Consider the following 25999-nt stretch of genomic DNA (forward strand, 5'->3'; position numbering starts at 1 on the left):
AGAATATTATGGCAAAAATTATAGGAATTGACTTAGGAACAACAAACTCAGCAGTTGCCGTTATGGAAGGTGGGGATTCAACAATAATCCCAAATACTGAAGGAAATAGAACAACACCATCAGTTGTAGCTTTCACAAAAGATGGAGAAAGACTTGTTGGAGAAACAGCAAAAAGACAAGCAATAACAAATCCAGATAGAACAATTTCATCAATTAAAAGAGAGATGGGAACTGATTATAAAACTGGTAAAATTGATGGAAATTCTTACACACCAGAAGAAGTTTCAGCTATGATTTTACAAAAATTAAAATCAGATGCAGAAGGATATTTAAATGATACAGTTACTGATGCAGTAATCACAGTACCAGCTTACTTTACAGATGCTCAAAGACAAGCTACAAAAGACGCTGGAAAAATTGCAGGTTTAAATGTAAAAAGAATTATTAACGAACCAACAGCAGCTGCTCTTGCTTATGGAATGGATAAAGAAACTGACCAAGCAAAAATCATGGTTTACGACCTTGGTGGTGGTACATTCGACGTATCAATTCTAGAAGTAGGCGATGGAGTATTTGAAGTATTATCTACAAGAGGAAATAATAAATTAGGTGGAGACGACTTTGATAATAGATTAGTTGATTATTTAGCAGCTGAATTTAAAAAAGAAACAGGTGTTGATTTAACAAAAGATCTTACAGCTATGCAAAGATTAAAAGATGCTGCAGAAAAAGCTAAAAAAGAATTATCATCAACAAAAACAACTAATGTAAACTTACCATTTATTACAGCTGTTGATGGACAACCAGTTCACTTAGATATTACAGTTACAAGAGCAAAATTTGATGAATTAACTCATGATCTTGTAGAGGCTACAAGAAAACCCGTAGAAGATGCTCTAAAAGATGCTTCTTTATCATCAAGTGATATTGAAAAAGTATTACTTGTAGGTGGATCATCAAGAATTCCTGCAGTTCAAGATTTAGTTAAAAATATAATTGGAAAAGAACCACAAAGAGATATAAACCCAGACGAATGTGTTGCACTTGGTGCTGCAATCCAAGGTGGAGTTTTGACAGGAGAAGTTAAAGACTTATTACTTCTTGATGTTACACCACTTTCTCTAGGAATTGAAACTCTTGGTGGAGTTGCTACAAAATTAATTGAAAGAAATACAACAATTCCAACTAAAAAATCTCAAATCTTTACAACAGCTGCAGATGGACAAACTGATGTTGACATTCACGTTGTACAAGGTGAAAGAGAAATGGCAGCAGACAATACTACACTTGGTAGATTCCAACTTACAGGTATTCCTGCAGCAAGACGTGGAGTTCCACAAATCGAAGTTACTTTTGATATAGATGCAAATGGTATTGTAAATGTATCAGCAAAAGACCAAGGTAGTGGAAAAGAACAAAAAATTACTATTACTTCATCAACAAACTTAACAGAAGAAGAAATAGATAAAAAAGTAAAAGAAGCTGAAAAATTTGCTGATGATGACAAAAAGAAAAAAGAAGGTATTGAAGTTAAAAACAATGCAGAATCTTTAGTTTACCAAGCAAGAAAAACTTTAGAAGATGCAAAAGTTGAAGGAAGCGAAAAAGATAAGATTGAAGAAAAAATCAAAGATCTTGAAGCTAGCATAAAAGCTGACAATACTGAAGACATTAAAGCAAAAACAGAAGCCCTACAACAAGAAATCTACTCAATGAGTGAAGCAATGTACAAAAACGCTCAAGCAGGTCAAGAAGGACAAGATGCTGGAAAAGCAGATGATGATGTAGTAGATGCTGACTATGAAGTTGTAGATGACGACGAAGAATAAAAAATAAATAGAATTTAAAGAATAGGAGGCCTTGCTTCTTATTCTTTATTTTTATTTTAAATTTTAAAATATAATTTAATTTTTTATCAAAGTGGTATAATAGTTGGGCTCAGATAAAAGTATAAAATTATAAATTAAGATTAGGACAAATAAATTAGCAATAATTTATTTTTTTTATATTGGAGGATAAATGAAAGACCCATATGAATTGTTAGAAGTTGACAGAAATGTCACTGATTCTGAATTAAAAAGAAAATATAGGAAACTTGCAAAAAAATATCACCCAGATTTAAATCCAGATGACGATGAGGCTCAAGAAAAATTTAAAGAAATTTCAGAAGCTTACGAAATCTTATCTGATCCACAAAAAAAACGTCAATACGACACCTATGGAGCTGCAGCCTTTGAAAATGGTGGTGGTGCTGGTGGATTTTCTGGTGGTTTTGGTGGCTTTGATGATATATTTGGAGATATTTTTGGAGATATCTTCTCACAAGGAAGAAGCCAACAAAGAAGAAGGGCCAGAAAAGGATCTGACATCCAACAAGTTGTAAAACTATCTTTCAAAGAATCTGCTTTTGGAATTTCTAAAGAGATTCAAGTAAGAAGAGAAGTTGAATGTGAAACTTGCCATGGAAAAGGTGCAAAAGATGAAAGTAAAATAAAAACTTGCCCTAAGTGTAATGGAACGGGCGTTATAAATAACGTAAGTCAAACTCCATTTGGTACAGTTTCTCGTCAAACAACTTGTGACCATTGCCATGGAACAGGTGAAATAATTGAAGAAAAATGTCCAGATTGTAATGGAAGTGGTAAAAAAAATCAAAAATGAAAAAATAAAAATTGATATACCATCTGGCGTAGAAAATGATTCAGTAATGAGAGTTGTTGGAAAGGGAAATGCTGGAGAAAATGGTGGATCTTATGGAGATTTATATATAATCTTAAAGGTTGAAGAACACGAAATTTTCAAAAGAGATGGTCTTGATATTTACTATGAAATGCCAATTTCATTTACAACAGCAGCTCTTGGTGGAAATATAGATATCCCAACCCTAACTACTACCCAAGAATATCATATACCAGCAGGAACCCAAACCGGTACTAAATTTAGGATAAAAAATGAAGGAATAAAATCAGATAGATTTAAAAGACAAGGTGATCTTTATTTCTATGTAAAAGTTATTACCCCAACAAAATTATCCAAGGCTCAAAAAGAAAATTAAAAGAGTTTTCAGAAATTTCTGGTGATGTGGTAAAAGAAGATAAGAACTTTTTTGAAAAATTAAAGGATTTGTTTGATTAATGAGTAAAACATTTAATATAAAAACCCTAGGCTGTAAGGTTAACCAATATGAATCTGAAGCCATTGAAGAGTTATTCAAAAAAAGAGGTTTTGAAAAGAAAGAAGACAATGCTGATATTTATGTTATAAATACTTGTACCGTAACAAATATGAGCGATAGAAAATCTAGACAGACAATATCAAAAGCTAGAAAAGAAAATAAGGATGCAATTATTGCAGTTATTGGATGCTATTCCCAAGTTAAGGGGGACGAAGTAAAAGAAATTGAAGGCGTTGATATTGTTTTAGGATCAAGAAATAAGGAAGAAGTTGTAGATCTTTGTGAAAACTTTATAAGTGATCATGTGAAAACCAAAGATGTGGAAGAATTTAAAATAGGGGAGGCCATTGAGGATTTAGAAATTTCTAACCAAGCTGATATGACCCGTTCCTATATAAAAATTCAAGATGGTTGTAATATGTATTGTTCTTATTGCTTAATTCCTTATGCAAGGGGAAATATTGCATCAAGAGATTTGGTATCAATTATTGACGAGGCAAAAAGATTAAGAGACAATGGCTTTAAAGAAATTGTCCTAACAGGAATTCATGTTGCAAGTTATGGAAAAGATCTAGATTTAAATATTTCCTTGATAGATGTAATTGAACATATTGCTAAAATTGATGGAATTGAAAGAATTAGACTTTCATCAATGGAGCCAAGACATATTGATAGGGAATTTTTACAGAGAATGAAAGATACAAAAAAAGCATGTGACCATTTTCATTTATCCCTTCAATCAGGTTCAGATGATGTACTAAAACTAATGAACAGAAAATATGATACAAAAATTTTCAAGGAAAAAGTTGACTTGATTAGGGAATATTTCCCAAATGCTGGATTAACTACTGATATTATTGTAGGTTTTCCAAATGAAAGTGAAAAAAATCACGAGCAAACAAAGGATTTTGTAAGAAATATTAAATTTTCTAAGACCCATCTTTTTAAATATTCTAAAAGAGATGGAACAAAGGCAGCAAATATGAAAAATCAAGTCGATGGTAATACTAAAAAAAGAAGGTCGAAAGAGCTTTCAGTAATAGAGAAGAAAAATTCTCATGAATTTTTGGATAAGCAGATTGGAAAAACTTTATCAGTTTTATTTGAAACCAAAACAGAGCTTGATGGATATAAGTCAGGATATTCTACAAATTATTTAAGGGTTCACACAAAAGATGATGTTGGAATAAATGAAATTAAGGATATAAAAATCACCCAAAGAATTGATGATTATTTGATTGGTCAAATAATTTCTTAAGTCAGCTATGCTGGCTTTTTTTATTGACTTTTTTTAAATAATATCTTAGATAAGAAATATTTTGAATTTTATTTTGTATTGATTTATAATTTAAGAGAATTAATTTTTAATAAGGAGGATATATGGTATTATTTTTTATTGGTCTTGCCATCCTTATTTTTGGAGCTATACTTTATTCAAAAGTTGTTGAAAGTCAATTTCAACCAGATGATAGAGAAACCCCAGCTGTAAGAAAAGCAGACGGTGTTGATTATGTTACTATGAGTAAAAAGAAAAATTGGTTGATAAATTTATTAAATATTGCTGGAACTGGACCAATTCTAGGTCCTATCCAAGGTATTTTATTTGGGCCGATTGCTTTTTTAGCAATTCCATTAGGATGTGTTTTTGCAGGAGCTGTTCATGATTATGCAACAGGAATGATTTCTATGAGAAATGGTGGAAGTCAGGTTCCAAAGTTAGTTGGTAAATATTTAGGAACAAATGTCAAACGATTTTATAATATTGTTATAGCAATTTTATTACTTTTAACTGGAACAGTTTTTGTTTATACGCCCGGAGATTTGATTGCACATGATATTATGGGGCTTAGTCCTAATTCAAATGTTATTTGGATTATATATGGAATTATTTTTGTTTATTATATTCTTTCAACAGTTTTACCAATTGATAAATTAATTGGAAGAATTTATCCAATCTTTGGTGCTTTCTTGTTGATTTCATCATTTGGAGTATTTATAGGGATTCTAATGAAAGGGCTTTCTCATTTGCAATTTGAAGGATATGGATTGTTTTATGACCACCCTGATGGTCAAAAATTTATTCCTTCATTTTTTATAACTGTAGCTTGTGGTATCCTTTCAGGATTTCATGGATCTCAAGTAACTCTTGTATCAAGAACAGTTGCTAAAGAAAAAGAAGCTATGGGAACTTTTTATTCTACAATGATTACAGAAGGTTTTATAGCCATGGTTTGGGCAGCAGGTGCCTTGGTTTTATTTTCATCAGGAAAATCAGCTCTAGATACAGCTGGTACCTTAATGGTTGGACAAATTTCTAGAAATTTCATGGGCTCAGTTGGTGGATATTTAGCAATAATTGGTGTAATAGCACTTCCAATTACAAGTGGTGATACAGCCTTTAGGTCCTTGAGATTAATTGTTTCAGAAGAATTAAATATTGACCAAAGATCAGGTTTTAAAAGAGCAATAGTTGCAGCTGTTTTATTTGTGCCTGCAATAATTATTCTTGTTTTTGCTAAATCTAATCCTAATGGATTTAATATTTTATGGAGATATTTTGGATTTACAAATCAATTTGTGGCTATATTTGCCCTAGCTGTTGCAACGACATACTTGATTATAAATAATAAGAAATATTTGATGACCTTGATACCAGGAATTTTTTACACATTTATTGTATTTACCTTTATAATAAGTGCGAAAAAGATTGGTTTTGGTCTTGATTTAAAAATTGCCTATGTATTAGGTACAATAATTGCAGTTTTATATGGTGTATTTATTGTTAAAAATGCGAATAAAAGAAGAAACGAAATAAAAAATATTATATTAGATTAATTCATTAAAAGATCAGCCTTGCTGGTCTTTTTTAATAAATAAAAAACCGTATATTGACGGTTTTAGAGCGTAGACAAAGTCAGTTTAATGATATATTAATAATTCAAAAATAAAATTGTGCTATAACCCATCTCGATTAGATAAATATGCCTTGATTAGGCATATTTATCCCTAAAACTAAGTTCGAAAGCACGAATAAGTTTGTGTAGCAAATATGTTTTAGTGTGAGTGAAACGAACGCATGGAGAGATCTCATGAGATTTCTCCGCTCGTTGTACTCGGTCGAAATGGGTAAATTTTTAGTTTGTCAACATACCGTAACCATCTATTGACGATTTTATTTTGGAGCTGGAAACAGGACTTGAACCCGCAACCTTTTGTTTACGATACAATTGCTCTACCGATTGAGCTATTCCAGCTTATAATTTTATTATACGAAAAATATCCTTATAATCAATAAATATAGATTTCTAATTTATGATAATTTTTGGTATAATTGTCTAAAAGGTGGTAATATGGATAATTTAAATTATGATAGAATATATGCTATTTTAAATGAAATTAACATACCCTTAGTTATAGTAGCCTTCTTAGTTGGATTGGTTATTTTGTTTTTAATATCAAAAGTCCTACTTAAATTAGGAATGTTTTTGTTAGTCTTTACCTTTATATTTGATATGGTAATTAGGCTTATACCCTTTGATATTTATGCAAATTTTCCAACTACGAAACTTATTATTTGGGTTATGTATGGTATAGGATTTTTATTTTTGCCTATAAAAATATAAAAAGACTTATGAAAAATAAAAAGAAAAAGGAACTTTTTAAGGATAAAAAACCAGTAGAAAAAGAAAAATCTAATAATAATCCAATAAAAAAATTCTTTTCTTATACTGGATCTCTTCCATTTTTATTGATGCTTATTTTAAATATTTTTGCTCCTGGAGATGGGATTTATAAAAATATTTTAAATTTACTAACAAGCCTTTCATTTTTGTTTATGGTTTTTACAACCTTGTATAATACCTACAAAAGGGTAGATACTATGAAGGAAAATAGGGGAAGAATGAGGTTTGATGATCTAAATATTCCTTTTAAGAAAAAATCTCCTAACATAAGCAAGAATAACGATAGGAAGGTTTTGAAAAAAGAAAATGATAGTCATAATTATATAGAAAAAGAGGAAGATTTAGATAAGACTCAAACAAGAAGGTTGAATCTCAATGATATTGAAGATGAATTAAATAAGGAAAAATTTGACCATATTAACCTAGATGATTTTAAGAATAACATGGACCAAAATGATTTGATAAACCTAATAAATGATAAAAATAATAAACTTATAACTATGATTTCCCTTACAAATTTATCCGACGGGGTCAAGAAATCCTACAAGTCTAATAAGTGTATTGCAGATATTAGGCAAGATGATGAATTTAAGGTTGATTTAGAATTTGAAAATTTCAACGACTATGATTATGGAAGGTTTATTGATTTATTATTAGATTATTCAAAAAATAGGGGAAAATATAAGTTTCAACTTGATTTAATTCCACAAAAAGCAAAAAATTCTAAGGTTGTTTTTTATGATCCATCAAACTTGTATGAGCTTGATAGAGAATTTGGGGATAAATTTCAAGGAAGAACAATTTCTATGAATTTCCCAAAATATAAGATAAATTATATAACAGAAAATTAATTACACTCCTTAAATCTATGTGATTTAAGGAGCTTTTTAATTTTCTTAAAAAAGAGTATAATATTTTTGTATGTAAAAAAATATTTTGATTTTTAAATATAGGAAATTTCCTATATTTTTGTAATTTAAGATAAATTAGTGAGGTAGTAATGGAAATATCAAAAATTCTTTCAGAAGAATTATCTATTAAGGAAAAAAGCATTGATGAGGTAATCAAATTATTAGATGAAGGCTCAACAGTCGCTTTTATTGCAAGATATAGAAAAGAAAAAACTGGTGGTCTAAAAGATACAGAAATTAGAGATATAGAAAGCGGACTAACAAGACTTAGAAATTTTCAAAAAAGAAAAGAAGAAATTCTTACATCTTTAGAAAATCAAGAAAAACTTGATGAAAAATTAAAAGAGCAAATTGACCAAGCTAAAACTTTGACAGAGCTTGAAGATATCTATGCTCCTTTTAAGAAAAAAAGAAAAACAAGGGCTGATAAGGCAAAAGAACTTGGACTAATGGAACTTTTGGATGAGATATTAATGAAGGCTCAAAGTGAAGAAGAGGCACTTTCTTTTGCAAAAAAATACATAAAAGAAGGTATAGAAGATGAGGCTGACGCTATAAATAAGTCCTTGGATATTTTGGCAGAAGATGTGGCAAATAATATTGAGGCAAAAAATATTATAAGAAGAGATGGACTGGTTAGGGCAAGGATTTTGGCAGAAAAAAAGGAAGATGAAGATTTAACCTATGAAAATTATTATGATTTTAATGAAAAGATCAAAAATCTAAAGCCTTTTCAAATTTTGGCCTTAAATAGGGCAGAGAAAAATAATGATTTGACTGTAAAGTTAGAATTTACAGATAATTATAACTTAACTTTAATTAAAAATCTTTATAAATCTAATAATGACTATACAGAATCCTTGATAAAAAAAGCCATAGAAGATTCTTATAAGAGACTTTTAATTCCAACTATAACAACTGAAATAAAAAATAAGTTAACTGAAAAAGCAGAAGAAGAGTCAATAAAAGTTTTTTCAAAAAACCTAAAGCCATATATTTTGCAAAGGCCAATCAAAGATAAAAATATAATAGGCCTTGACACAGGATATAGGACAGGTTGTAAGGTTGCAGTAATTGATAAGCACGGAAAATATTTAGACCAAGCTGTAATTTATCCAGTAAAACCTCACTCAAAAGAAAGAGAAGCAATAGATCTTTTGAAAAATTTTATAAAAAAATATAATGTTGACATTATTGCCTTGGGAAATGCAACTGCAAGTAGGGAAACTGAAGCTGTAGTAAATAAATTATTAAAAGAAGTCGAGGGAGTTTCTTATGCAATTGTAAATGAAGCTGGGGCGTCAGTATATTCAGCATCAAAGCTTGGAGAAGAAGAATTTCCAGACTTGGATGTTACAATAAGAGGAGCAATCTCAATGGCAAGAAGGCTTCAAGATCCTATGGCAGAACTTGTGAAAATAGATCCAAAACATTTGGGGGTTGGCCAATACCAACATGACATAAATCAAAAAAAATTGGATGAAGAACTTTCAAAAGTTGTAGAAGATAGTGTAAATGAAGTCGGAGTAAATATTAATAATGCCTCCTACAAATTATTATCCTATGTTTCAGGCTTAAATTTAAATCTTGCCAAAAGAATAGAAGAAGATTTTAAAAATGGAGAAATAGTAGAAAGAAAAGATTTAAAAAAAGTTAAAGGTCTTGGAGATAAAACTTATAAAATGGCAGCTGGATTTTTGAGATTTCCTGATTCACCAAACTTTTTAGATAATACTGCTGTCCATCCAGAAAGTTATAAAATAGCCAAAAAGCTTGTTGATTATGATTTAGAAAATATTGACTTGGAAAAATGTGCGACAGATCTTGATGTTGGGGTATTAACATTAGAGGATATAATAGATGAGCTAAAAAAACCAGGACGTGATCCTAGGGATGAACTTCCAGAAGTAATAACAAAAAGTGAAGTTTTATCAATCGATGATCTTAAAGAAGGCGATGTTTTAGAAGGTACTGTTAGAAATATTACAGAATTTGGCTGCTTTGTAGATATAGGAGTTGGAATCGATGGGCTTGTCCATATTTCAAATATGAGCGATAAATTTATTAAAGATCCTAATGAGATTGTTACAAATTCTGATATAATAAAGGTAAAAGTAATTGAAATCGATAAAAAAAGAGAAAGAATAGGTTTATCGATGAAAAATATTAAGGAGTAAAATATGTTTAATTTTTTTAAAAAGAAAAAAACTGAAGAGAAAAAAGTTTCAATAGCAAGTCCTGTTAATGGAAAAGTAGTAAAACTAGAAGAAGTTCCAGATCCAGTTTTTGCTGAAAAAATGGTAGGAGATGGATTTGCAGTAATCCCATCTGATGGGGAAGTTTTTGCACCAGTAAGTGGAGAAGTTACCCTTCAACCAGATGGATATCATGCTATAGGAATAAAAACAGATGAAGGAATTGAAGTTTTGGTTCACTTTGGACTTGAAACTGTAGAATTAAAAGGTGATGGATTTACTCCTCACGTAAAAGTTGGAGATAGGGTTAATAAGGGAGATAAAGTTTTATCAGTAGATATTGAAAAAATAAAAGATAAGGTTCCATCATTAATAACACCTTGTATAGTAGCAAATCTTGAAGCAAATACCTTATCAGAAATAAACTTTGATGCAAATTGTGGAGATGAAGTTCAAACAGTTACAATTGTTGAATAATTGATAAAATAATTTGTCTGTGATAATATTTTTAGGTGGATAAATTATAAAAAATTGGAGGATAAATGAGATTATCGAATTATTATATGCCTACATTAAGAGATGATCCTCAAGATGCAGAAACTCAAAGCCATAAATTATTGGTAAGGGGAGCTTTTATAAGAAAAACTTCATCAGGAGTTTATTCATACTTACCACTTGGCATGAGAGTAATAAATAAAATAGAAAATATAGTAAGAAAATCTATGGAAAAATATGATTCCATAGAAGTTTCAACATCAGTATTACAAAGTAAAGATATTTGGGAAAAATCTGGTAGATGGCAAAATTTTGGACCGGAAATGTTTAAAATAAAAGATAGACATGACAGAGAGTATTGCCTAGGACCTACAGCAGAAGAACAATTTACTTCACTTATAAAAGATGAATTAAATTCATACAAGCAATTACCCTTAAATCTTTACCAAATTGTATCTAAATTTAGGGATGAAAAAAGACCAAGATTTGGAATAAATAGGTCAAGAGATTTTATAATGAAAGATGCTTATTCATTTGATGTTGATATGGAAGGATTGGAAAAATCTTACCAAAAAATGTGGGATGCTTATGTAGAAGTATTTGATGCCTTAGGACTTGATTATAAAATCGTAGAAGGCGATTCAGGAGCTATGGGTGGAAATACAAGTCATGAATTTATGGCCCTTGCCGAAACTGGAGAAGGAGAAATCTTCTATACAGAAAATTCTGATTATGCAGCTACAGATGAATCAGCTAAATTTTTCCTAGATATAGATGAAAATGAAGAGGAAAAAGAAATAGAATTAGTCCAAACTAAGGATACTAAAACTATCGAAGAAGTTTCCAATTTTCTTAAAATAGACCAAAACAAATGTGCAAAAGCAGTTGACTTATTAGTCCAAGGAAAGCCAGTTCTTGTTTTTGTTCCAGGAGATAGGGAATTAAATATGGCAAAATTAATTTCTTATCTACAAGTTCCAGAACATGAAATTGAAATGATGGATGATGAAACAATAAGAAAAATTACTGGAGCAGAACCAGGATTTACAGGTCCAAAAGATTTAAAAGAAGATATTAGGGTGATCGTTGATAAGTCCATTACTAGATATAAAAATTTAGTAATTGGAGCAAATAAAACTGACCACCACTTTATAAATGCAAACTTTAAAAGAGATTTTGATGGTGAAATTGCCGATGATCTTTTAACAGCAAAAGAAGGGGACCTTTCTTTAGATGGAAAAGAAGAGCTTAAAATTGCTCGTGGTATAGAAGTTGGAAATATTTTTCAATTAGGAACAAAATATTCTGAAAGTCTTGAAGCATATTTCTTAGATGAAAATGGTAAGCAAAAAACCATTTATAATGGGATCTTATGGAATTGGAATTACAAGATCTATTTCAGCTATAATTGAGCAAAATTATGACGATAATGGAATTATATGGCCAACAAAGGTTGCACCTTTTGAGGCTTGGATAACTCTTGTTAATAAAAACAAGGAAGACCAAAAACAATTAGCTGAAAAAATCTATGAATCTTTATTAGACCAAGGAATAGAAGTAATGCTTGATGACAGAAAAGAAAGAGCTGGAGTTAAATTTAACGACAGAGATCTTGTAGGCTGTCCTTATAGAATTACAGTAGGAAAAGATGCTAGCGATGATATAGTTGAATTTTCAAAAAGATCTGATATGGAAAATTTGAAAATGTCATCAGACGAGGCTATTGAAAAAATAGTTAAATCTATAAAAGAAGATTTATGCAAATAATTGATCATCAAATTTCACCAAAATTTATAAGAGAATTATTAGTTGATAATTCAAAAATAATAGCTCTATTTCATGCAAATTGGTCTAATTTTTCAATTAAGGTCAAAGAAGATTTTTTTAAAAGAAGAAGAAGACTCATACAAAAATATAAGAAAAATTATAATAGATATAGACAAAAATAGAGACTTATTAAAAAAATGGGTATTAATCAAATACCATCTTTAGTTTCAATAACTAAGGATAGAAAAAAAGGTAATGATTTTAATATAAATTTACTAAAAAATATTTAAGGAGCGAATATGTTAGTTAATGCAAAAGAAATGTTAGACAAAGCTTATGAAAACGGATATGGTATTGGTCATTTCAATATAAATAACCTTGAATGGACAAAGGCAATCCTTGAAACTTGTGAGGAAAAAAATTCATCAGTAATATTGGGAGTTTCTGAAGGTGCTGCAAAATATATGGGTGGATTTAATGTTGTAGCAAAAATGGTTCAAGGACTTGATAAAGATTTAAATATCACAGTTCCAGTTGCGCTACACTTAGACCATGGTTCATATGAAGGTGCAAAAAAAGCACTAGAAGCTGGATTTACTTCAATAATGTTTGATGGTTCTAGTCTTCCAATTGACGAAAACGTTGAAAAAACTAAAGAAATAGTTGAACTTTGCCATGCTAAAAACGTATCTGTAGAAGCAGAAGTTGGTGGTATCGGTGGAGAAGAAGACGGAGTTGTTTCTACAGGAGAGTTAGCTGATCCTGAAGAATGTAAAAAAGTTGCGTCTTTAGGAGTAGATTTCTTAGCAGCAGGAATTGGTAACATCCATGGTGTATATCCAGAAAATTGGCAAGGACTTAACTTTGAAAGACTTGAAGAAATAAAAGATGCAGTTGGAAAACTTCCTCTAGTTCTTCATGGTGGTACAGGAATTCCTGAAGAACAAGTTAAAAAAGCTATCGAAAGAGGAGTTTCAAAAATCAATATTAATACTGAATGTCAAATAGTATTTACAGAAGCTACAAGAAAATATTTTGAAGAGAATAAAGACAAAGAAGCTAAGGGATTTGACCCTAGAAAAGTATTAAAACCAGGATTTGAAGCTATTAAAGATAAAGTAAGAGAAAAAATTGAATTTTTCGAATGCGAAAATTCAGCAAAATAAAAATAAATTCGGAGCCTTTGGGCTCCGTATATTTTTATAAAAAGGAAAAATATGGATATAGATATAACTAAATTAGAAGGATTAAAGCTTGATAAGTTAAGAGAAATAGGCAAAGAGCTTTCTATAAAATCTGTTTCATCTTATAGAAAAAATGATTTGATTGAAATAATCAAAAATACATATGACAAAGAATCTTTAGATGATAAAAATCATTCAGATGAAGGCTATGATCAAAATGATAATTTTGACTTAGGCGAAAAATTTAATTGTGAAGGTCTTTTAGATTTGCATGAAGATGGATTTGGATTTTTAAGGACAGAGCTTTACGAATCAAGCAATGATGATATATATGTGTCTCCTAAACAAGTAAAAATGTTTAGACTAAAAACTGGCGATTTTATAAAAGGAATCGCAAGAGTAAAAAAAGATAAAGATAAATTTTCTCCCTTAATTTTTGTATCTGACGTTAATGGCCTAAAGGCAGCTGATGCTTTTAATAGATCAAATTTTGAATCACTCACACCAATTTACCCAAACCAAAGATTAAAACTTGAAACAAGTAAGGATAACATTTCTCAAAGAATTATAGATATAATCGCTCCAATTGGAAGAGGACAAAGAGGACTTATAGTATCCCAACCTAAAGCTGGAAAAACTACCTTAATAAAAGACATTGAATATGCCTTGGAAAAAAACTTTGATGATCTAAAAATTTTGGTTTTATTAATTGATGAAAGACCAGAAGAGGTTACAGATTTTAAAAGATTTGTAAACCAATATAGGGACAAGGATAATGAACTTACAAGAACAGAAGTTGCAGCTTCAACTTTTGACAAGGCTCCTCAAAACCATATTTATATGCAAGAGATGGTTCTTGAAAGGGCAAAAAGATTGGTTGAAGATAATAAGGATGTTGTAATTTTATTAGATTCTATTACTAGACTTGCAAGAGCTTATAATATTATGACCCCACAATCAGGAAGGACTCTTTCAGGAGGTCTTGATCCTTTAGCCCTTGTAGGCCCGAAGAAATTTTTTGGAGCAGCAAGAAACATTGAAGGTGGAGGATCGCTTACAATTATAGCTACAGCCCTTGTAGATACAGGTTCAAGAATGGATGATATGGTTTATGAAGAATTTAAGGGAACAGGTAATATGGAATTACACCTTGATAGAAATCTTTCACAAAAAAGGATTTTCCCAGCAATCGATATAGAAAAATCTTCAACTAGAAAAGATAATTTATTATTATCAGAAAAAGAAATAGACGCAGTTTATAAAATTAGAAACTCATCTATGAAAGATAAGTCTGAATTTACTAAAGAGCTCATAAATTTAATGGGTAAATGCCAATCTAACGAAGAATTTGTTGATATTATTAATAAAACATACAAAATTTAAAGGTAAAATGTAAATAAAGAAAAGATATTTTAATTTAAGTTAGGATTTTTTATGAAAGTTAGAACTAAAAATATTATAGACCTAATAAGCGTACTTGTTTTATTAATTTCAATTTATTTAGGCTATAAGGGGTACAAAATAGGAATTTTCACCTCTGTATCAAGCCTTAGAAAATTTTTAAACCAGTACGGTGTTTGGGCTCCTCTCATTTTTATGATTTTGCAAATAATCCAAATAATTATACCCGTAATTCCTGGTGGTGTTACTACAGCTTTTGGGGTTGTAATGTTTGGACCCTTGTGGGGATTTATTTACAATTATATTTCTATTTGCATAGGATCTGTTATAGTTTTTTTTATTTCTAGATTTTTTGGTAAAGAAGTGGTTCTTGCTATATTTGGAAAAGAAAATTTTCAAAAATATCATAAATGGTTAAGGCATGAAAAATATGATAAATTTTTTGCTTGGGCAATTTTATTGCCAGTTGCTCCTGATGATTTTTTATGTTATTTTTCAGGACTTACTGATATGGAATTTAAAACTTTTGTAAAAATTATCCTATTTTGTAAACCACCATCAATATTTTTATATTCAATGGGACTTGTATTGGGAATCAAAACAATATTTAAAAGTTTTGCTTGAAAGATAAATATCTGTATGGTATAATCATTATTGCTTATTGAAAGAGACAAGAAGAGGTGTTTATATGAAAAAAGAACTACATCCAGAATACCACCAAGCAAAAGTTGTTTGTACATCATGTGGTAATGAATTCACTGTTGGTTCAACAGAAGAAGAAATCAAAGTTGAAGTATGTTCACAATGCCATCCATTCTATACAGGAAAACAAAGATTTTCTGACCGTGGTGGTAATGTTGAAAAATTCAATAAAAAATATGGAAGAAATAAATAAGGTTAGGATTCTAACCTTATTTTTTATATGTATTTATGAAAATCAAAGATATTTTAGAAAAAGAAAATGATGATTTAATCATTGCTCTTACATATTTATTAAATACAAATAAAAATCTTTTATATCTGAAAAAAGAAGAAAAATTAGAAAAAGATATAGAAGAAAGACTTTTAAAGATACAAGATAAGATTAGTAAAGGATATCCACTCCAATATGCAATTGGCAAGTGGAATTTTTATGGTCTAGATTTATTAGTTGATAAAAGAGCTCTAATACCAAGATATGAAACAGAAATACTTGTTGATTTGATTATCAATGATAAGGTAAAAAAAGATAAGATTTTAGATATAGGTTCAGGATCAGGGGCTATTTCTTTGGCACTTTCTTATAATTTGAAAAATTCAAAGGTTCTTGGAGTGGATATTTCTAAGGATGCTATTAATCTTTCTAATGAAAATAAAAAAAACTTATCTATAAAAAATGTTGAATTTAAAGAAAGTGATATTTTTTCAAATGTAGAAGGGAAATTTGATATTATTGTATCAAATCCACCTTATATAAATAAGGAAGATTTCGAAAACCTAGATAAAAAATTATCTTATGAACCACAAAATGCCCTTTTGGGTGGAGATGATGGCCTATTTTTTTATAGAAAAATAATTTTAAATGCAAAAAAATTTCTTAATAAAAATGGTAAAATATATTTAGAGATAGGTTATGATCAAAAAAATCCTATAATTAAGCTATTAAAAGAAGAAGGATATAAGGATATAAGAGCTTACAAGGATTTTAATGATTTTGATAGAATTATAAAGGCTTGTATCTAAGGAGGATATATGTTAGAAAATTTAGAACATATGAGAGAAAACTTCAAAGAGTTAGAAAAAAAACTAGCAGATCCAGAAGTTTTGTCTGATACGGATAAGTTTAAAAAAGTTTCAAGAGAATACAATCAATTAAAGCCAATTGTCGAAAAATATAATGAGATAAGAGCGGCTGAAGATATGATTGAAGAAAATACAGAACTTTTAAAAGAAGCTGAAGATAAGGAAATGATTGATCTTTTAAAAGCTGAGATAGATGAAAATAAAAAAATCTAGAAAAATATAATGAAGATTTGAAAATTCTTCTTATTCCACAAGATCCTAACGATCATAAGGATGTAATTGTAGAAATTAGAGCTGGAGCTGGTGGAGAAGAGGCAGGTCTTTTTGCTGGAAATCTTTACAGAATGTATCACATGTATGCTGATAAGCAAAATTATAAGACAGAAGATATTGATGTATCAAGTCAGGGAATAGGTGGAATGAAAGAAGCTACCTTTATAGTTAGAGGTGAAGGTGCCTATTCTAAATTAAAATATGAATCTGGGGTTCATAGGGTACAAAGAGTTCCAGAAACAGAATCCGGTGGTAGAATTCACACATCAACAGCTACAGTTGCAGTTTTGCCAGAAGCTGATGAAGTTGATATAAAAATCGATCCAAATGATATAAGAACAGATGTATATAGGTCAAGTGGAAATGGTGGACAAAGTGTAAACACAACAGATTCTGCCGTAAGACTTACCCATATTCCAACAGGGCTTGTAGTAACTTGCCAAGATGAAAAATCTCAAATTAAAAATAAAGATAAGGCAATGAGAGTTTTAAGGGCAAGATTATATGAGATGGAAGAAGAAAAAAGACAAAAAGAAATTTCTGATAATAGGAAATCTCAAGTAGGTACTGGAGATAGGTCAGAAAGAATTAGAACTTACAATTATCCACAAGGAAGAATAACAGACCATAGGATAAATAAAACTATTTATCAATTAGATGATTTTTTAGATGGAAATATTGAAGAAATGATAGATTCTTTGATAACAGAAGACCAAACTAGAAAATTAAAAACAATGGGAGAAGACTAATTGTTTGATTTTCTTGCAAAAAGATTTGTAGAAGACTACAAATCTATAGAAAATGAAAGTGTAAGATTAAAATTGATTTCTCTTTCGGGATTTGTAGGAATTTTAATCAATGCATTTTTATTTTTAATTAAAATAAGTATAGGCCTAATTGCATCATCCTCAGCAATTTTGGGTGATGCCTTTAATAACATGTCAGATGCTTTGACAAGCCTTATAACCCTAATTGGAGCTAAGGCAAGTAGTAAGCCTGCTGATAAAAAACATCCATATGGACATGGTAGAAGTGAATATATAGCAAGTTTTTTGGTTTCAATCCTAATAATGTTTGTTGGATTTTTATTATTTACAAATTCTATAGATAGTTTTTATAAGGGAAATTTACCAGAACTTTCCAGATTAAGTATAATAATTTTGATATTTTCTCTAGGATTTAAGTTTTATATTTATTTTCTAAATAGAAACTTAGACAAAAAACTAGATTCAAAATTAAATTTTGCAGTAATGATTGATGCAAGAAATGATATTCTTTCTACAATATCAATCATAATTGCAGTTATTTTACAAAAATATATAAGTTTTAATCTCGATTCACTTTTGGGAATGATTTTGTCAATCATTGTATTTAAACCAGGTTTGGAATTATTTTTAGATACTATTGATAAACTTCTTGGAAAAGGAATAGGCAGTGATCTTCACAAAAGAATTGAGGAAATAATTTTGGACGGAGATTTTGTTCATGGCTACCATGACCTATACATCCACGAATATGGAAGAGGAAAACTTGTAGGAAGTTGCGATGTTGAAGTACCATCAAATATAAGCGTAGGTATAATGCATCAGGCTGTAACAAATATTGAACTTAGACTTAAAAATGAGTTAAATATTTCTATAACCATACACATGGACCCAACTTATTGTTTGATAGAAAACGAAGAAAACGAAAAAATTATTGAAAAATTAAGAAAGTCAGTGAAAAATGGAAACAGAGATATTGAAAATAGATAGAGAAAATGTTGATGAAAATATCTTAAAGCATGCAGCTAAAATTATAAAAAACGGAGATCTTGTAGCATTTCCAACAGAAACTGTATATGGATTGGGTGCTGATGGATTAAACCCTGAGGCTTCTAGAAAAATCTTTAAGGCAAAAAATAGGCCAGAAGACAATCCTTTAATTCTACATATTGATGAGGATTATAAATTAGATGAATTAGTTGAAGAAGTCGATGATAGAACAAAATTTTTAATAAAAAATCTTTGGCCAGGTCCACTTACAGTTATACTCAAAAAAAGTTCAAAGATTCCAGATATAATTACTGGTGGTGGAGATACAGTTGCTGTAAGAAGGCCAAAAGATAAGCTTGCAAGAGAATTTATTAAGTTTTGTAACAGGCCAATAGCAGCACCTTCTGCCAATATTTCAGGAAGGCCATCTCCAACAAATGCCAAGGATGTTTTTTATGATATGGATGGAAGGATTCCTCTTATTATTGATGGTGGAAGTTCTGACATAGGGATTGAATCTACAGTAATAGATATGAGCTTAGAAAATCCATGTATTTTAAGGCCGGGGTACTATACTTATGAGTATATAAAAAAATTTATTCCTAATGTTTGCCTGGATGATTCTTTGGTTGATGATACAAAAGTTCCAAGATCCCCAGGACAAAAATATAAACACTATGCACCAAAAGCTCAGATGAAAGTTTTTGTTGGTGAAAAAAGTGTAGAAAAGATAAATGATTTAGCTTTAAAATATAAAAATGATGGAAAAAAAGTAGGAATTTTAGTTTTTAATAAGTATACAGAAAAATTTTCATCATATATTACACTTTCTTTGGGAGATAAAGAAAATTTAATAGAAATGAGTCATGTACTCTTTGAAGCCTTAAGAGACCTTGATAGAAAAGGTGTAGATATAATACTTGCACAAGGTGTTGAGGAAATTGGCCTTGGAAAGAGTATAATGAATAGGATGAAAAAGTCAGCATCAGGAAATATTTATAATTTATAAAGGAGAGACGATGGGTAAAGTAACAGTATTAGATCATCCAGTGATCAAACATAAAATTTCAATTTTAAGAGATAAAAATACAGGTTCTAATGAATTTAGGTCAATAATTAGAGAAATTACAATTCTTTTAGCATATGAAGCTAGTAAAGATTTTACTTTAGAAGAATATGAAATAGAAACTCCAATTTGTAAAACAACTGGCTATAGACTTTCTGGAAAAAAATTAGGTATAATTCCAATTTTAAGAGCAGGTCTTGGAATGGTTGATGGACTTATAGAAGTTTTCCCAGCAGCAAGAGTTGGTCATATTGGAATGTACAGGGATGAAGAAACAATGAAACCTGTAGAATATTATTTAAAAATTCCTAAAGATTCTAACAAAAGAGATATGTTGGTAGTAGATCCTATGCTTGCAACAGGAGGATCAGCTTGTGATGCTATTCAAAGATTAAAAGAAAAGGGATGTACATCTTTAAAATTATTAAATATTATAGCAGCACCTGAAGGAATTAAAAAAGTACAAGAAGAACACCCAGATGTAGATATTTATATAGCTCAACTTGATGAAAAATTAAATGATGATTGCTATATAGTACCAGGATTAGGAGATGCTGGAGATAGATTATTTGGAACCAAGTAAGGGGAAATTATGAATAATGAAGAAATTTTAGTAGTCAGAAAAAATGGACCTTTACATGGTGAAGTTTATATTTCTGGAGCAAAAAACTCTGCTCTTCCAATTCTTGCAGCAAGTCTTCTTGCAAGTGAAGAAGTAATTTTAGATGAGGTTCCAAAATTAAAAGATATAGAAGTAATGGTAGAAATTTTAAGAAGTTTAAATGCCAAGGTTGAATATCTTACAGAAACTACTCTAAAAATTGATTCTTCAAATGTTAATAAGTTTGAAACTCCATTTGAGTTAATGGATAAAATGAGAGCATCTTTTATAGTGATGGGACCACTCTTATCAAAATTTGGACATGCTGTAACCAAGGCTCCAGGTGGATGTAATATTGGAAAAAGGCCAATAGATTTACACTTAAAAGGTTTTGAGGCTTTAGGTGCAAAGACAACAATGAACAATGAAGAAATATCTTCAAAAGCAAAAAATGGTTTAAAAGGTGAGGTAATATATTTAGATTTTCCATCAGTTGGAGCAACTGAAAATATTATGATGGCAGCTACACTTGCAGAGGGTGAAACTGTAATAGAAAATGCTGCTAAGGAACCAGAAATTGTAGATTTAGCATCATTTTTATCAAAAATGGGTGCAAAAATCACAGGAGCTGGAACATCTAATATTATTATAAAAGGTGTTGAAAAATTAAGAGGAACAAGACATACTATAGTCCCAGATAGGATTGAGGCTGCAACATATATGCTTGCGGCTGCAATTACTGGTGGAGATATAACAGTAAAAAATGTTTTAGGATCACATATTAGACCGATTATAGCAAAATTAATTGAAATCGGTGTTGAAATTGATGAAGTTGAAGATGAAGATATCATCAGAGTTAAGGCTTCAAAAAAATTAAAACCAACAAATATTAAAACTCTACCATATCCAGGTTTCCCAACAGATGCCCAATCTCAATTTATGGCTTTGATGACAGTTTGTAAAGGTGAATCATCTGTTGTAGAAACTGTATTTGAAAATAGGTTTATGCATGTAGACGAGCTTAAAAAAATGGGAGCTGCAATAATTACAGAAGGAAATAGGGCTGTAATTGTTGGTGTTGATAAACTTCATGGAGCAGAAGTTAAGGCCACAGATTTAAGAGCTGGAGCTGCTTTAATTCTTGCAGGGCTTATTGCAGATGGTGAAACAAAAATATCTGATATTTATCATATAGATAGAGGATATAGCGACTTGATTGAAAAGTTTACAAAACTTGGTGCTCTTATTGAAAGAAAACAGGTAAATAAATAATGAAATTTGAAGGCATAATAAAAAGTATAATTTATAGAAATGAAGAAAATGGATATACAGTTTTATCCTTAGAAACTTCTGATTCACCTATAACTTGTACTGGTATTATGCCTTTTTTTAATGAAAATGATCAAATTATTGTTGAGGGCGATTTAATTTATCATGATAAGTACGGGGAACAAATTAAGGTAGAAAGTGCAAGTTTAAAAAAACCTTCTGGTAAAAAAGCTATAATTTCGTATTTAGCAAGTGGAAATATTGAATCAATTGGTAAAAAAACAGCTCAATTAATTTATGAAAAATTTAAGGATGATTCTATTGATGTAGTTTTCAACCAAAGTGAAAAACTATTGACAATTCCTGGCATAGGAAAGAAAAAACTTGAAAAAATTAAAGAATCTACTCTTGATGCTAGAGATAGTAGGGAAGCTTTACTATATCTTCAAGGCTTAAATATTTCTTTTAATTTATCAAATAAAATTTACAAGGCTTATGGAGATAATACAATTTCTATTGTAAAAACAAATCCTTACAAATTGTCTGAAGATATTTCCGGAATTGGTTTTATCATGGCTGATAATATAGCTATGAATATGCAGATGAAAAGTGATTCTAAATTTAGGATTTCTGCAGCTCTTTCCTATGTTTTAAAAAATGATGCAGAAATGACAGGGTCTTGTACTATTAGACTTGATGATTTAATTGATAAGACTTTTTCCTTGATAAAAGTTGATAGAAATAAAATTAAAAATCAAATAAATGAAGATTTAATAAATTCAAAAATTCAAATTATGAAAATTGGAAATGAAGAATTTGTATATGATAAGGATATTTATAAGGCAGAAAAATCTACAGCTATTAATCTTTCGAGGTTAAAAAATGAAAAATATATTTTTGATTTAGAAATTAATGAAGACTTGGATGTTTTTTCTAAACAGCAGCAAGTTGCTATTAATGAAGCTTTTAATAATATGCTTTTGGTAATTACTGGTGGACCTGGAACTGGAAAAACTACAATAATTAAGGCCATTTGTAATATTTTGGATGATAATAATTTAAAATTCAATTTAGCAGCACCAACTGGGAGAGCTGCAAAAAGGATGCAAGAATCTACAGAAAATTCTGCCTTAACCATACATAGATTAATCGGTATAAAACCTGAAAGTCCAATTCCAGAATATAATGAAGAAAACCCACTAGATTGTGATTATGTAATAGTTGATGAAGTTTCAATGGTTGATATTAAATTAATGGATAAATTATTAAAGGCCCTATCATCAAATACGGCCCTTATTTTGGTAGGAGACCATAACCAACTTCCAAGTGTTGGACCTGGTAATGTTTTGAAAGATATTTTGGATACCGACATTAAATCGGTTAGGTTAAACAAAATATTTAGGCAGGCCCAAGAAAGTAATATTGTAGTTAATGCCCACAGGATAAATGATGGTTTGTATCCAATTTTAAATCAAAAAAATAAGGATTTTTCTTTATTGATTCAAATGCTAATAATTTTCAAAAAGATATTTTAGATTTAATTAAAAATAGGCTGCCAAATTATTATAAGCTTGATCCTATAAATGACATTCAAATTCTTGCGCCAAGCAAAAAATCTTCTTGGGGTGTCCTTAATTTAAATAATATTTTACAAGAAAATTTAAATAAAAACCCTAAATCTTTTAAAATTAATAATAGAATTTTTAAATTAAAGGATAAGGTGATGCAGGTTAGAAATAATTATGACCTTGAAAGTTTAGATCCAGGTAATTTTGATGATGGGGTATATAATGGTGATATAGGTAGAATTATTGAACTTGATAAAGAAAGGGAATCTTTAAAAATAGAATTTTATGATGGAAATATTGTTTCATATAAAAAAGAAGATATTAAAGATTTGGACTTATCTTATGCTATTACCATTCATAAGTCTCAAGGATCTGAATTTGATTGTGTTGTAATTCCAATGATGCCAACTTCATTTATGCTTTTAAATAGAAATTTATTATATACGGCCATAACTAGGGCAAAAAAATTGGTAATTTTAATTGGTGAAAAAAGAATTTTAAAACAAATGGTTAAAAATAATAATACTTCTCAAAGGCTAACTAATTTAAGCTTTTGGATTAAAGAATTATCAGAGGCTTTAAAATGATAGGAGATTTTTTATTTTTGGATGATGATTTGTGTTTATTTTGTAAGGAGGAAGTTAAGGAAAATTTTTCCTTATGCCATTCATGTTTGAATAAATTAGATTATGTTGATAATGAATTTGAAATTTTAGGTCATAGGGCAAGGGTTTTATATTTTTATAATCCTTTTATGGCAAGTCTTATTGGGGATTATAAGTTTAATAGGAACACTTCTATTTATAAAGTTTTTGGTCAAATGGTTTTTTCTTATATTAAGGAAAAATCTATGGATAATTTTGATTATATTCTAACAACCCCATCATCAAAATCTGTAGTTAATAATAGGGGTTTTGACCATGTTAGGCTTATTTGCGATTTTTTTATAAAAAATACCCATATGACCTATCTTAAAAATTTTAAAAAATTAAAAATACCAAGGCCCAACACCAATTATCAAGGGAGGAAAGGGCAAAAAATTTGAGAAATTCTTTTGTTTTCCAAGGTGATTTGACTGGGAAAAATATTTTGATTTTTGATGATATTATTACAAGTTCAAACACTGTAAAGGAAATTATAAGAACTATTGAAAAGGCAAATCCAAAAAATATTGAAATTTTAGCCCTTGCTTCAAGTCATAGGGTAAAAAAATAAGGTGCGATTGCACCTTATAGAACGTAGACAAACCCTCAAGCACGAATATCTGACTTCAAAAATTGTTGATTTCTAAATTTGAAATTCTAAAATCGCAAACTCGCTAAAGCTCGAACAGTGCGATTTTTGACGAATTTTCAAATTTGAAATCAAATCAATTTTTTTCGTATGATATTCTTAGCATGAGGGTTTATATACTTTGTCAACAGTTTGTAAGGTGCATATGCACCTTATTTTTATGCTTCTTCTTTTTCGCTTTCTTTTAAAAATTCATGAATTTTTACAGCTAGAGCCATCTCTATTCTTTTTTTGAAGACCTTACATCCGTAATCGTAAATTTTATTTATATCTCCACCAGCATTGTAATTATTTGCTGCACATCCTCCTGAGCAATACATTTGTGCCCAGCAATCTTTACATTTTTCTTGGCTATATAAATTATTTTTTTTGAAATTTTTAATTATTTCAGGTTTTTTGATTCCCTCAAAAACATTTCCTATTTTGAAATCATCATTTCCAACAAATTGATGGCAAGGATATAAATCTCCTGTTGGAGTTACTGCCATATATTCTGATCCTGATCCACAACCTGAAATTCTTTTGTAAACACAAGGACCATTGTTTAAATCTATCATATAATGGTAAAAAATAAATTTATCATCCTTGTCAATTGCATCAATCATCATATCTGCTAGTTTTTCATATTCTTGGTAAATCCTATCAAGATGTTCTTCTTTTAGGGCGTAATCTTCTTCATTATTCCCAACAACTGGCTCAAGAGATGTTCTTTTAAAGCCTAAATCTAAATATGTTTTTATATCTTCAGTAAAGTCTAAGTTATTGGCTGTAAAGGTTCCTCTCATATAATATTCTTTGTCGCCACGAGCCTTTACTAACTTTTGGAATTTTGGAACAATCTTATCAAATGATCCTCTTCCATCATGAGTTTTCCTAAATTCATCGTGTTTTTCTTTTCTTCCATCAAGAGAAAGAACAACATTTTTCATATTTTCATTTAAATATTCTATTTTTTCATCATCTAATAGCATGCCGTTTGTTGTAAGGGTGAAATTAAAATGTTTGTTAAATTCTTCTTCCTTGCTTCTTGCATAGTCAACGGTATTTTTTACCAAGTCCCAATTTAAAAGTGGTTCTCCACCAAAAAAGTCAATATCCAAATTATAGTGAGATCCGGAATTTTCTAAAAGAAAATCAATGGATTTTTTGGCAACCTCATCTGTCATGATGGCTTCTGGTCCATGATATCTTCCTTCTTTTGCAAAACAATATTCGCAAGAAAGATTACAAGTATGGCTTACATTTAAGCACATTGCCTTCAAGTAAGTTTTTCTTTTGTCCATATCGATTGTTAAATCCTTAAAATCATCTTCTGAAAATAGGACTTTTTCATCAACCAAATCTCTTACTTCATTATAAGCTTCATCAAATTGTTCTTGATTTATATTATGTAAATTTTTAATTTCATTTTCTATGTACGCTTTATCTTTGTTTTTATTTAATAGGCTTATAATATGATAAGAAATTTCATCAACTAGGTGAACAGATCCGGAATATACATCCAAAACAATATTATAACCCTTTGCCTTATATTGGTGTATCATTTTTTCTCCTTAATTTATAGTAAAATAGTATAGATTTA

At 29.7% G+C, this 25999-nt stretch carries 22 protein-coding genes, 1 tRNA gene and 3 pseudogenes; 24 read left to right on the plus strand and 2 right to left on the minus strand.

Features of this window, described 5'->3' with window-relative positions; genetic code table 11:
* The first annotated feature begins 8 nt into the window (after positions 1 to 8).
* From dnaK to ANHYDRO_RS07305, 4 genes and pseudogenes are all read left to right on the plus strand, one after another.
* Positions 9 to 1829: a molecular chaperone DnaK gene (gene dnaK, locus ANHYDRO_RS07285; RefSeq protein WP_004815148.1), complete on the plus strand. Its 1821-nt coding sequence runs from the start codon at positions 9 to 11 to the stop codon at positions 1827 to 1829.
* A 190-nt stretch (positions 1830 to 2019) separates the two neighbouring features.
* Positions 2020 to 3135: pseudogene (gene dnaJ, locus ANHYDRO_RS11245) on the plus strand (molecular chaperone DnaJ).
* A complete protein-coding gene (gene mtaB / locus ANHYDRO_RS07300; protein ID WP_004815154.1) occupies positions 3135 to 4433 on the plus strand; it encodes a tRNA (N(6)-L-threonylcarbamoyladenosine(37)-C(2))-methylthiotransferase MtaB in 1299 nt (432 codons plus the stop codon). Before dnaJ ends, mtaB begins: the two are co-directional and overlap by 1 nt.
* Before the next feature lie 122 nt (positions 4434 to 4555).
* Positions 4556 to 6010, plus strand: a complete 1455-nt coding sequence (locus ANHYDRO_RS07305) for a carbon starvation CstA family protein (RefSeq protein ID WP_004815155.1) — start codon at positions 4556 to 4558, stop codon at positions 6008 to 6010.
* 343 nt (positions 6011 to 6353) lie between these two features.
* Here the strand turns inward: ANHYDRO_RS07305 and ANHYDRO_RS07310 are convergent.
* Positions 6354 to 6429: transfer RNA gene (locus ANHYDRO_RS07310), tRNA-Thr, on the minus strand.
* Positions 6430 to 6525: 96 nt separating this feature from the next.
* Here ANHYDRO_RS07310 and ANHYDRO_RS10825 point away from each other — a divergent pair.
* From ANHYDRO_RS10825 to ANHYDRO_RS10835, 20 genes and pseudogenes are all read left to right on the plus strand, one after another.
* Positions 6526 to 6798, plus strand: a complete 273-nt coding sequence (locus tag ANHYDRO_RS10825) for a hypothetical protein (protein ID WP_004815156.1) — start codon at positions 6526 to 6528, stop codon at positions 6796 to 6798.
* Positions 6799 to 6806: 8 nt separating this feature from the next.
* Entirely contained in the window at positions 6807 to 7709 is a 903-nt protein-coding gene (locus ANHYDRO_RS07315) for a hypothetical protein (protein ID WP_004815167.1), read from the plus strand.
* Positions 7710 to 7858: 149 nt separating this feature from the next.
* Positions 7859 to 9946, plus strand: coding sequence for a Tex-like N-terminal domain-containing protein (locus ANHYDRO_RS07320; RefSeq protein WP_004815169.1), 2088 nt, complete (start codon positions 7859 to 7861; stop codon positions 9944 to 9946).
* A 3-nt stretch (positions 9947 to 9949) separates the two neighbouring features.
* Complete coding sequence (locus ANHYDRO_RS07325) at positions 9950 to 10441, plus strand: PTS sugar transporter subunit IIA (RefSeq protein WP_004815171.1); 492 nt, start codon at positions 9950 to 9952, stop codon at positions 10439 to 10441.
* A gap of 65 nt (positions 10442 to 10506) precedes the next feature.
* Positions 10507 to 12226: pseudogene (locus ANHYDRO_RS07330) on the plus strand (proline--tRNA ligase).
* A complete protein-coding gene (locus ANHYDRO_RS07335; protein ID WP_004815177.1) occupies positions 12217 to 12408 on the plus strand; it encodes a hypothetical protein in 192 nt (63 codons plus the stop codon). Before ANHYDRO_RS07330 ends, ANHYDRO_RS07335 begins: the two are co-directional and overlap by 10 nt.
* Positions 12409 to 12525: 117 nt before the next feature.
* Positions 12526 to 13392, plus strand: a complete 867-nt coding sequence (gene fba, locus ANHYDRO_RS07340) for a class II fructose-1,6-bisphosphate aldolase (protein WP_004815179.1) — start codon at positions 12526 to 12528, stop codon at positions 13390 to 13392.
* 51 nt (positions 13393 to 13443) lie between these two features.
* Entirely contained in the window at positions 13444 to 14793 is a 1350-nt protein-coding gene (gene rho / locus ANHYDRO_RS07345; RefSeq protein ID WP_004815181.1) for a transcription termination factor Rho, read from the plus strand.
* A 51-nt stretch (positions 14794 to 14844) separates the two neighbouring features.
* Positions 14845 to 15435: a TVP38/TMEM64 family protein gene (locus tag ANHYDRO_RS07350; RefSeq protein WP_004815183.1), complete on the plus strand. Its 591-nt coding sequence runs from the start codon at positions 14845 to 14847 to the stop codon at positions 15433 to 15435.
* Positions 15436 to 15499: 64 nt separating this feature from the next.
* A complete protein-coding gene (gene rpmE / locus ANHYDRO_RS07355; protein WP_004815185.1) occupies positions 15500 to 15706 on the plus strand; it encodes a 50S ribosomal protein L31 in 207 nt (68 codons plus the stop codon).
* Positions 15707 to 15741: 35 nt separating this feature from the next.
* Positions 15742 to 16533 (plus strand): peptide chain release factor N(5)-glutamine methyltransferase, encoded by a 792-nt coding sequence (gene prmC / locus ANHYDRO_RS07360; protein WP_004815188.1) that lies wholly within the window; start codon positions 15742 to 15744, stop codon positions 16531 to 16533.
* Between the two features lie 9 nt (positions 16534 to 16542).
* A pseudogene (gene prfA / locus ANHYDRO_RS07365) lies at positions 16543 to 17615 on the plus strand (peptide chain release factor 1).
* Complete coding sequence (locus tag ANHYDRO_RS07370; RefSeq protein ID WP_004815194.1) at positions 17616 to 18620, plus strand: cation diffusion facilitator family transporter; 1005 nt, start codon at positions 17616 to 17618, stop codon at positions 18618 to 18620.
* Complete coding sequence (locus ANHYDRO_RS07375; RefSeq protein WP_004815196.1) at positions 18592 to 19629, plus strand: L-threonylcarbamoyladenylate synthase; 1038 nt, start codon at positions 18592 to 18594, stop codon at positions 19627 to 19629. The genes ANHYDRO_RS07370 and ANHYDRO_RS07375 overlap by 29 nt, the downstream gene beginning before the upstream one ends.
* Positions 19630 to 19639: 10 nt before the next feature.
* The gene (gene upp, locus ANHYDRO_RS07380; RefSeq protein ID WP_004815198.1) at positions 19640 to 20269 is read left to right on the plus strand and encodes a uracil phosphoribosyltransferase; all 630 of its coding nucleotides are present in this window, start codon (positions 19640 to 19642) and stop codon (positions 20267 to 20269) included.
* A 9-nt stretch (positions 20270 to 20278) separates the two neighbouring features.
* Positions 20279 to 21559, plus strand: a complete 1281-nt coding sequence (murA, locus tag ANHYDRO_RS07385; RefSeq protein WP_004815200.1) for a UDP-N-acetylglucosamine 1-carboxyvinyltransferase — start codon at positions 20279 to 20281, stop codon at positions 21557 to 21559.
* On the plus strand, positions 21559 to 23091 hold the full coding sequence (gene recD2 / locus ANHYDRO_RS07390; protein WP_004815202.1) for an SF1B family DNA helicase RecD2: 1533 nt from the start codon (positions 21559 to 21561) through the stop codon (positions 23089 to 23091). Before murA ends, recD2 begins: the two co-directional genes overlap by 1 nt.
* A 152-nt stretch (positions 23092 to 23243) precedes the next feature.
* Positions 23244 to 23711 carry an ATP-dependent DNA helicase gene (locus tag ANHYDRO_RS10830; RefSeq protein WP_244261669.1) on the plus strand — a complete coding sequence of 156 codons (468 nt, stop codon included), beginning with the start codon at positions 23244 to 23246 and terminating at the stop codon, positions 23709 to 23711.
* On the plus strand, positions 23708 to 24169 hold the full coding sequence (locus tag ANHYDRO_RS07400) for a hypothetical protein (RefSeq protein ID WP_004815204.1): 462 nt from the start codon (positions 23708 to 23710) through the stop codon (positions 24167 to 24169). The genes ANHYDRO_RS10830 and ANHYDRO_RS07400 overlap by 4 nt, the downstream gene beginning before the upstream one ends.
* Entirely contained in the window at positions 24166 to 24339 is a 174-nt protein-coding gene (locus tag ANHYDRO_RS10835) for a phosphoribosyltransferase (protein WP_004815206.1), read from the plus strand. Before ANHYDRO_RS07400 ends, ANHYDRO_RS10835 begins: the two co-directional genes overlap by 4 nt.
* Before the next feature lie 236 nt (positions 24340 to 24575).
* Here ANHYDRO_RS10835 and scfB read toward each other — a convergent pair whose 3' ends face one another.
* On the minus strand, positions 24576 to 25961 hold the full coding sequence (gene scfB / locus ANHYDRO_RS07405; RefSeq protein ID WP_004815208.1) for a thioether cross-link-forming SCIFF peptide maturase: 1386 nt from the start codon (positions 25959 to 25961) through the stop codon (positions 24576 to 24578).
* Positions 25962 to 25999: the final 38 nt, after the last annotated feature.

The sequence above is a fragment of the Anaerococcus hydrogenalis DSM 7454 genome, from assembly GCF_000173355.1.
In the GTDB taxonomy this organism is placed as follows: Bacteria; Bacillota; Clostridia; order Tissierellales; family Peptoniphilaceae; genus Anaerococcus; species Anaerococcus hydrogenalis.

Excerpts from the sequence above, each read along its gene's own strand:
- dnaK (WP_004815148.1), top strand. The coding sequence starts at position 9 with ATGGCAAAAATTATAGGAATTGACTTAGGAACAACAAACTCAGCAGTT.
- mtaB (WP_004815154.1), top strand. The coding sequence starts at position 3,135 with ATGAGTAAAACATTTAATATAAAAACCCTAGGCTGTAAGGTTAACCAA.
- ANHYDRO_RS07305 (WP_004815155.1), top strand. The coding sequence starts at position 4,556 with ATGGTATTATTTTTTATTGGTCTTGCCATCCTTATTTTTGGAGCTATA.
- ANHYDRO_RS10825 (WP_004815156.1), top strand. The coding sequence starts at position 6,526 with ATGGATAATTTAAATTATGATAGAATATATGCTATTTTAAATGAAATT.
- ANHYDRO_RS07315 (WP_004815167.1), top strand. The coding sequence starts at position 6,807 with ATGAAAAATAAAAAGAAAAAGGAACTTTTTAAGGATAAAAAACCAGTA.
- ANHYDRO_RS07320 (WP_004815169.1), top strand. The coding sequence starts at position 7,859 with ATGGAAATATCAAAAATTCTTTCAGAAGAATTATCTATTAAGGAAAAA.
- ANHYDRO_RS07325 (WP_004815171.1), top strand. The coding sequence starts at position 9,950 with ATGTTTAATTTTTTTAAAAAGAAAAAAACTGAAGAGAAAAAAGTTTCA.
- ANHYDRO_RS07335 (WP_004815177.1), top strand. The coding sequence starts at position 12,217 with ATGCAAATAATTGATCATCAAATTTCACCAAAATTTATAAGAGAATTA.
- fba (WP_004815179.1), top strand. The coding sequence starts at position 12,526 with ATGTTAGTTAATGCAAAAGAAATGTTAGACAAAGCTTATGAAAACGGA.
- rho (WP_004815181.1), top strand. The coding sequence starts at position 13,444 with ATGGATATAGATATAACTAAATTAGAAGGATTAAAGCTTGATAAGTTA.
- ANHYDRO_RS07350 (WP_004815183.1), top strand. The coding sequence starts at position 14,845 with ATGAAAGTTAGAACTAAAAATATTATAGACCTAATAAGCGTACTTGTT.
- rpmE (WP_004815185.1), top strand. The coding sequence starts at position 15,500 with ATGAAAAAAGAACTACATCCAGAATACCACCAAGCAAAAGTTGTTTGT.
- prmC (WP_004815188.1), top strand. The coding sequence starts at position 15,742 with ATGAAAATCAAAGATATTTTAGAAAAAGAAAATGATGATTTAATCATT.
- ANHYDRO_RS07375 (WP_004815196.1), top strand. The coding sequence starts at position 18,592 with ATGGAAACAGAGATATTGAAAATAGATAGAGAAAATGTTGATGAAAAT.
- upp (WP_004815198.1), top strand. The coding sequence starts at position 19,640 with ATGGGTAAAGTAACAGTATTAGATCATCCAGTGATCAAACATAAAATT.
- murA (WP_004815200.1), top strand. The coding sequence starts at position 20,279 with ATGAATAATGAAGAAATTTTAGTAGTCAGAAAAAATGGACCTTTACAT.
- recD2 (WP_004815202.1), top strand. The coding sequence starts at position 21,559 with ATGAAATTTGAAGGCATAATAAAAAGTATAATTTATAGAAATGAAGAA.
- ANHYDRO_RS07400 (WP_004815204.1), top strand. The coding sequence starts at position 23,708 with ATGATAGGAGATTTTTTATTTTTGGATGATGATTTGTGTTTATTTTGT.
- scfB (WP_004815208.1), bottom strand. The coding sequence starts at position 25,961 with ATGATACACCAATATAAGGCAAAGGGTTATAATATTGTTTTGGATGTA.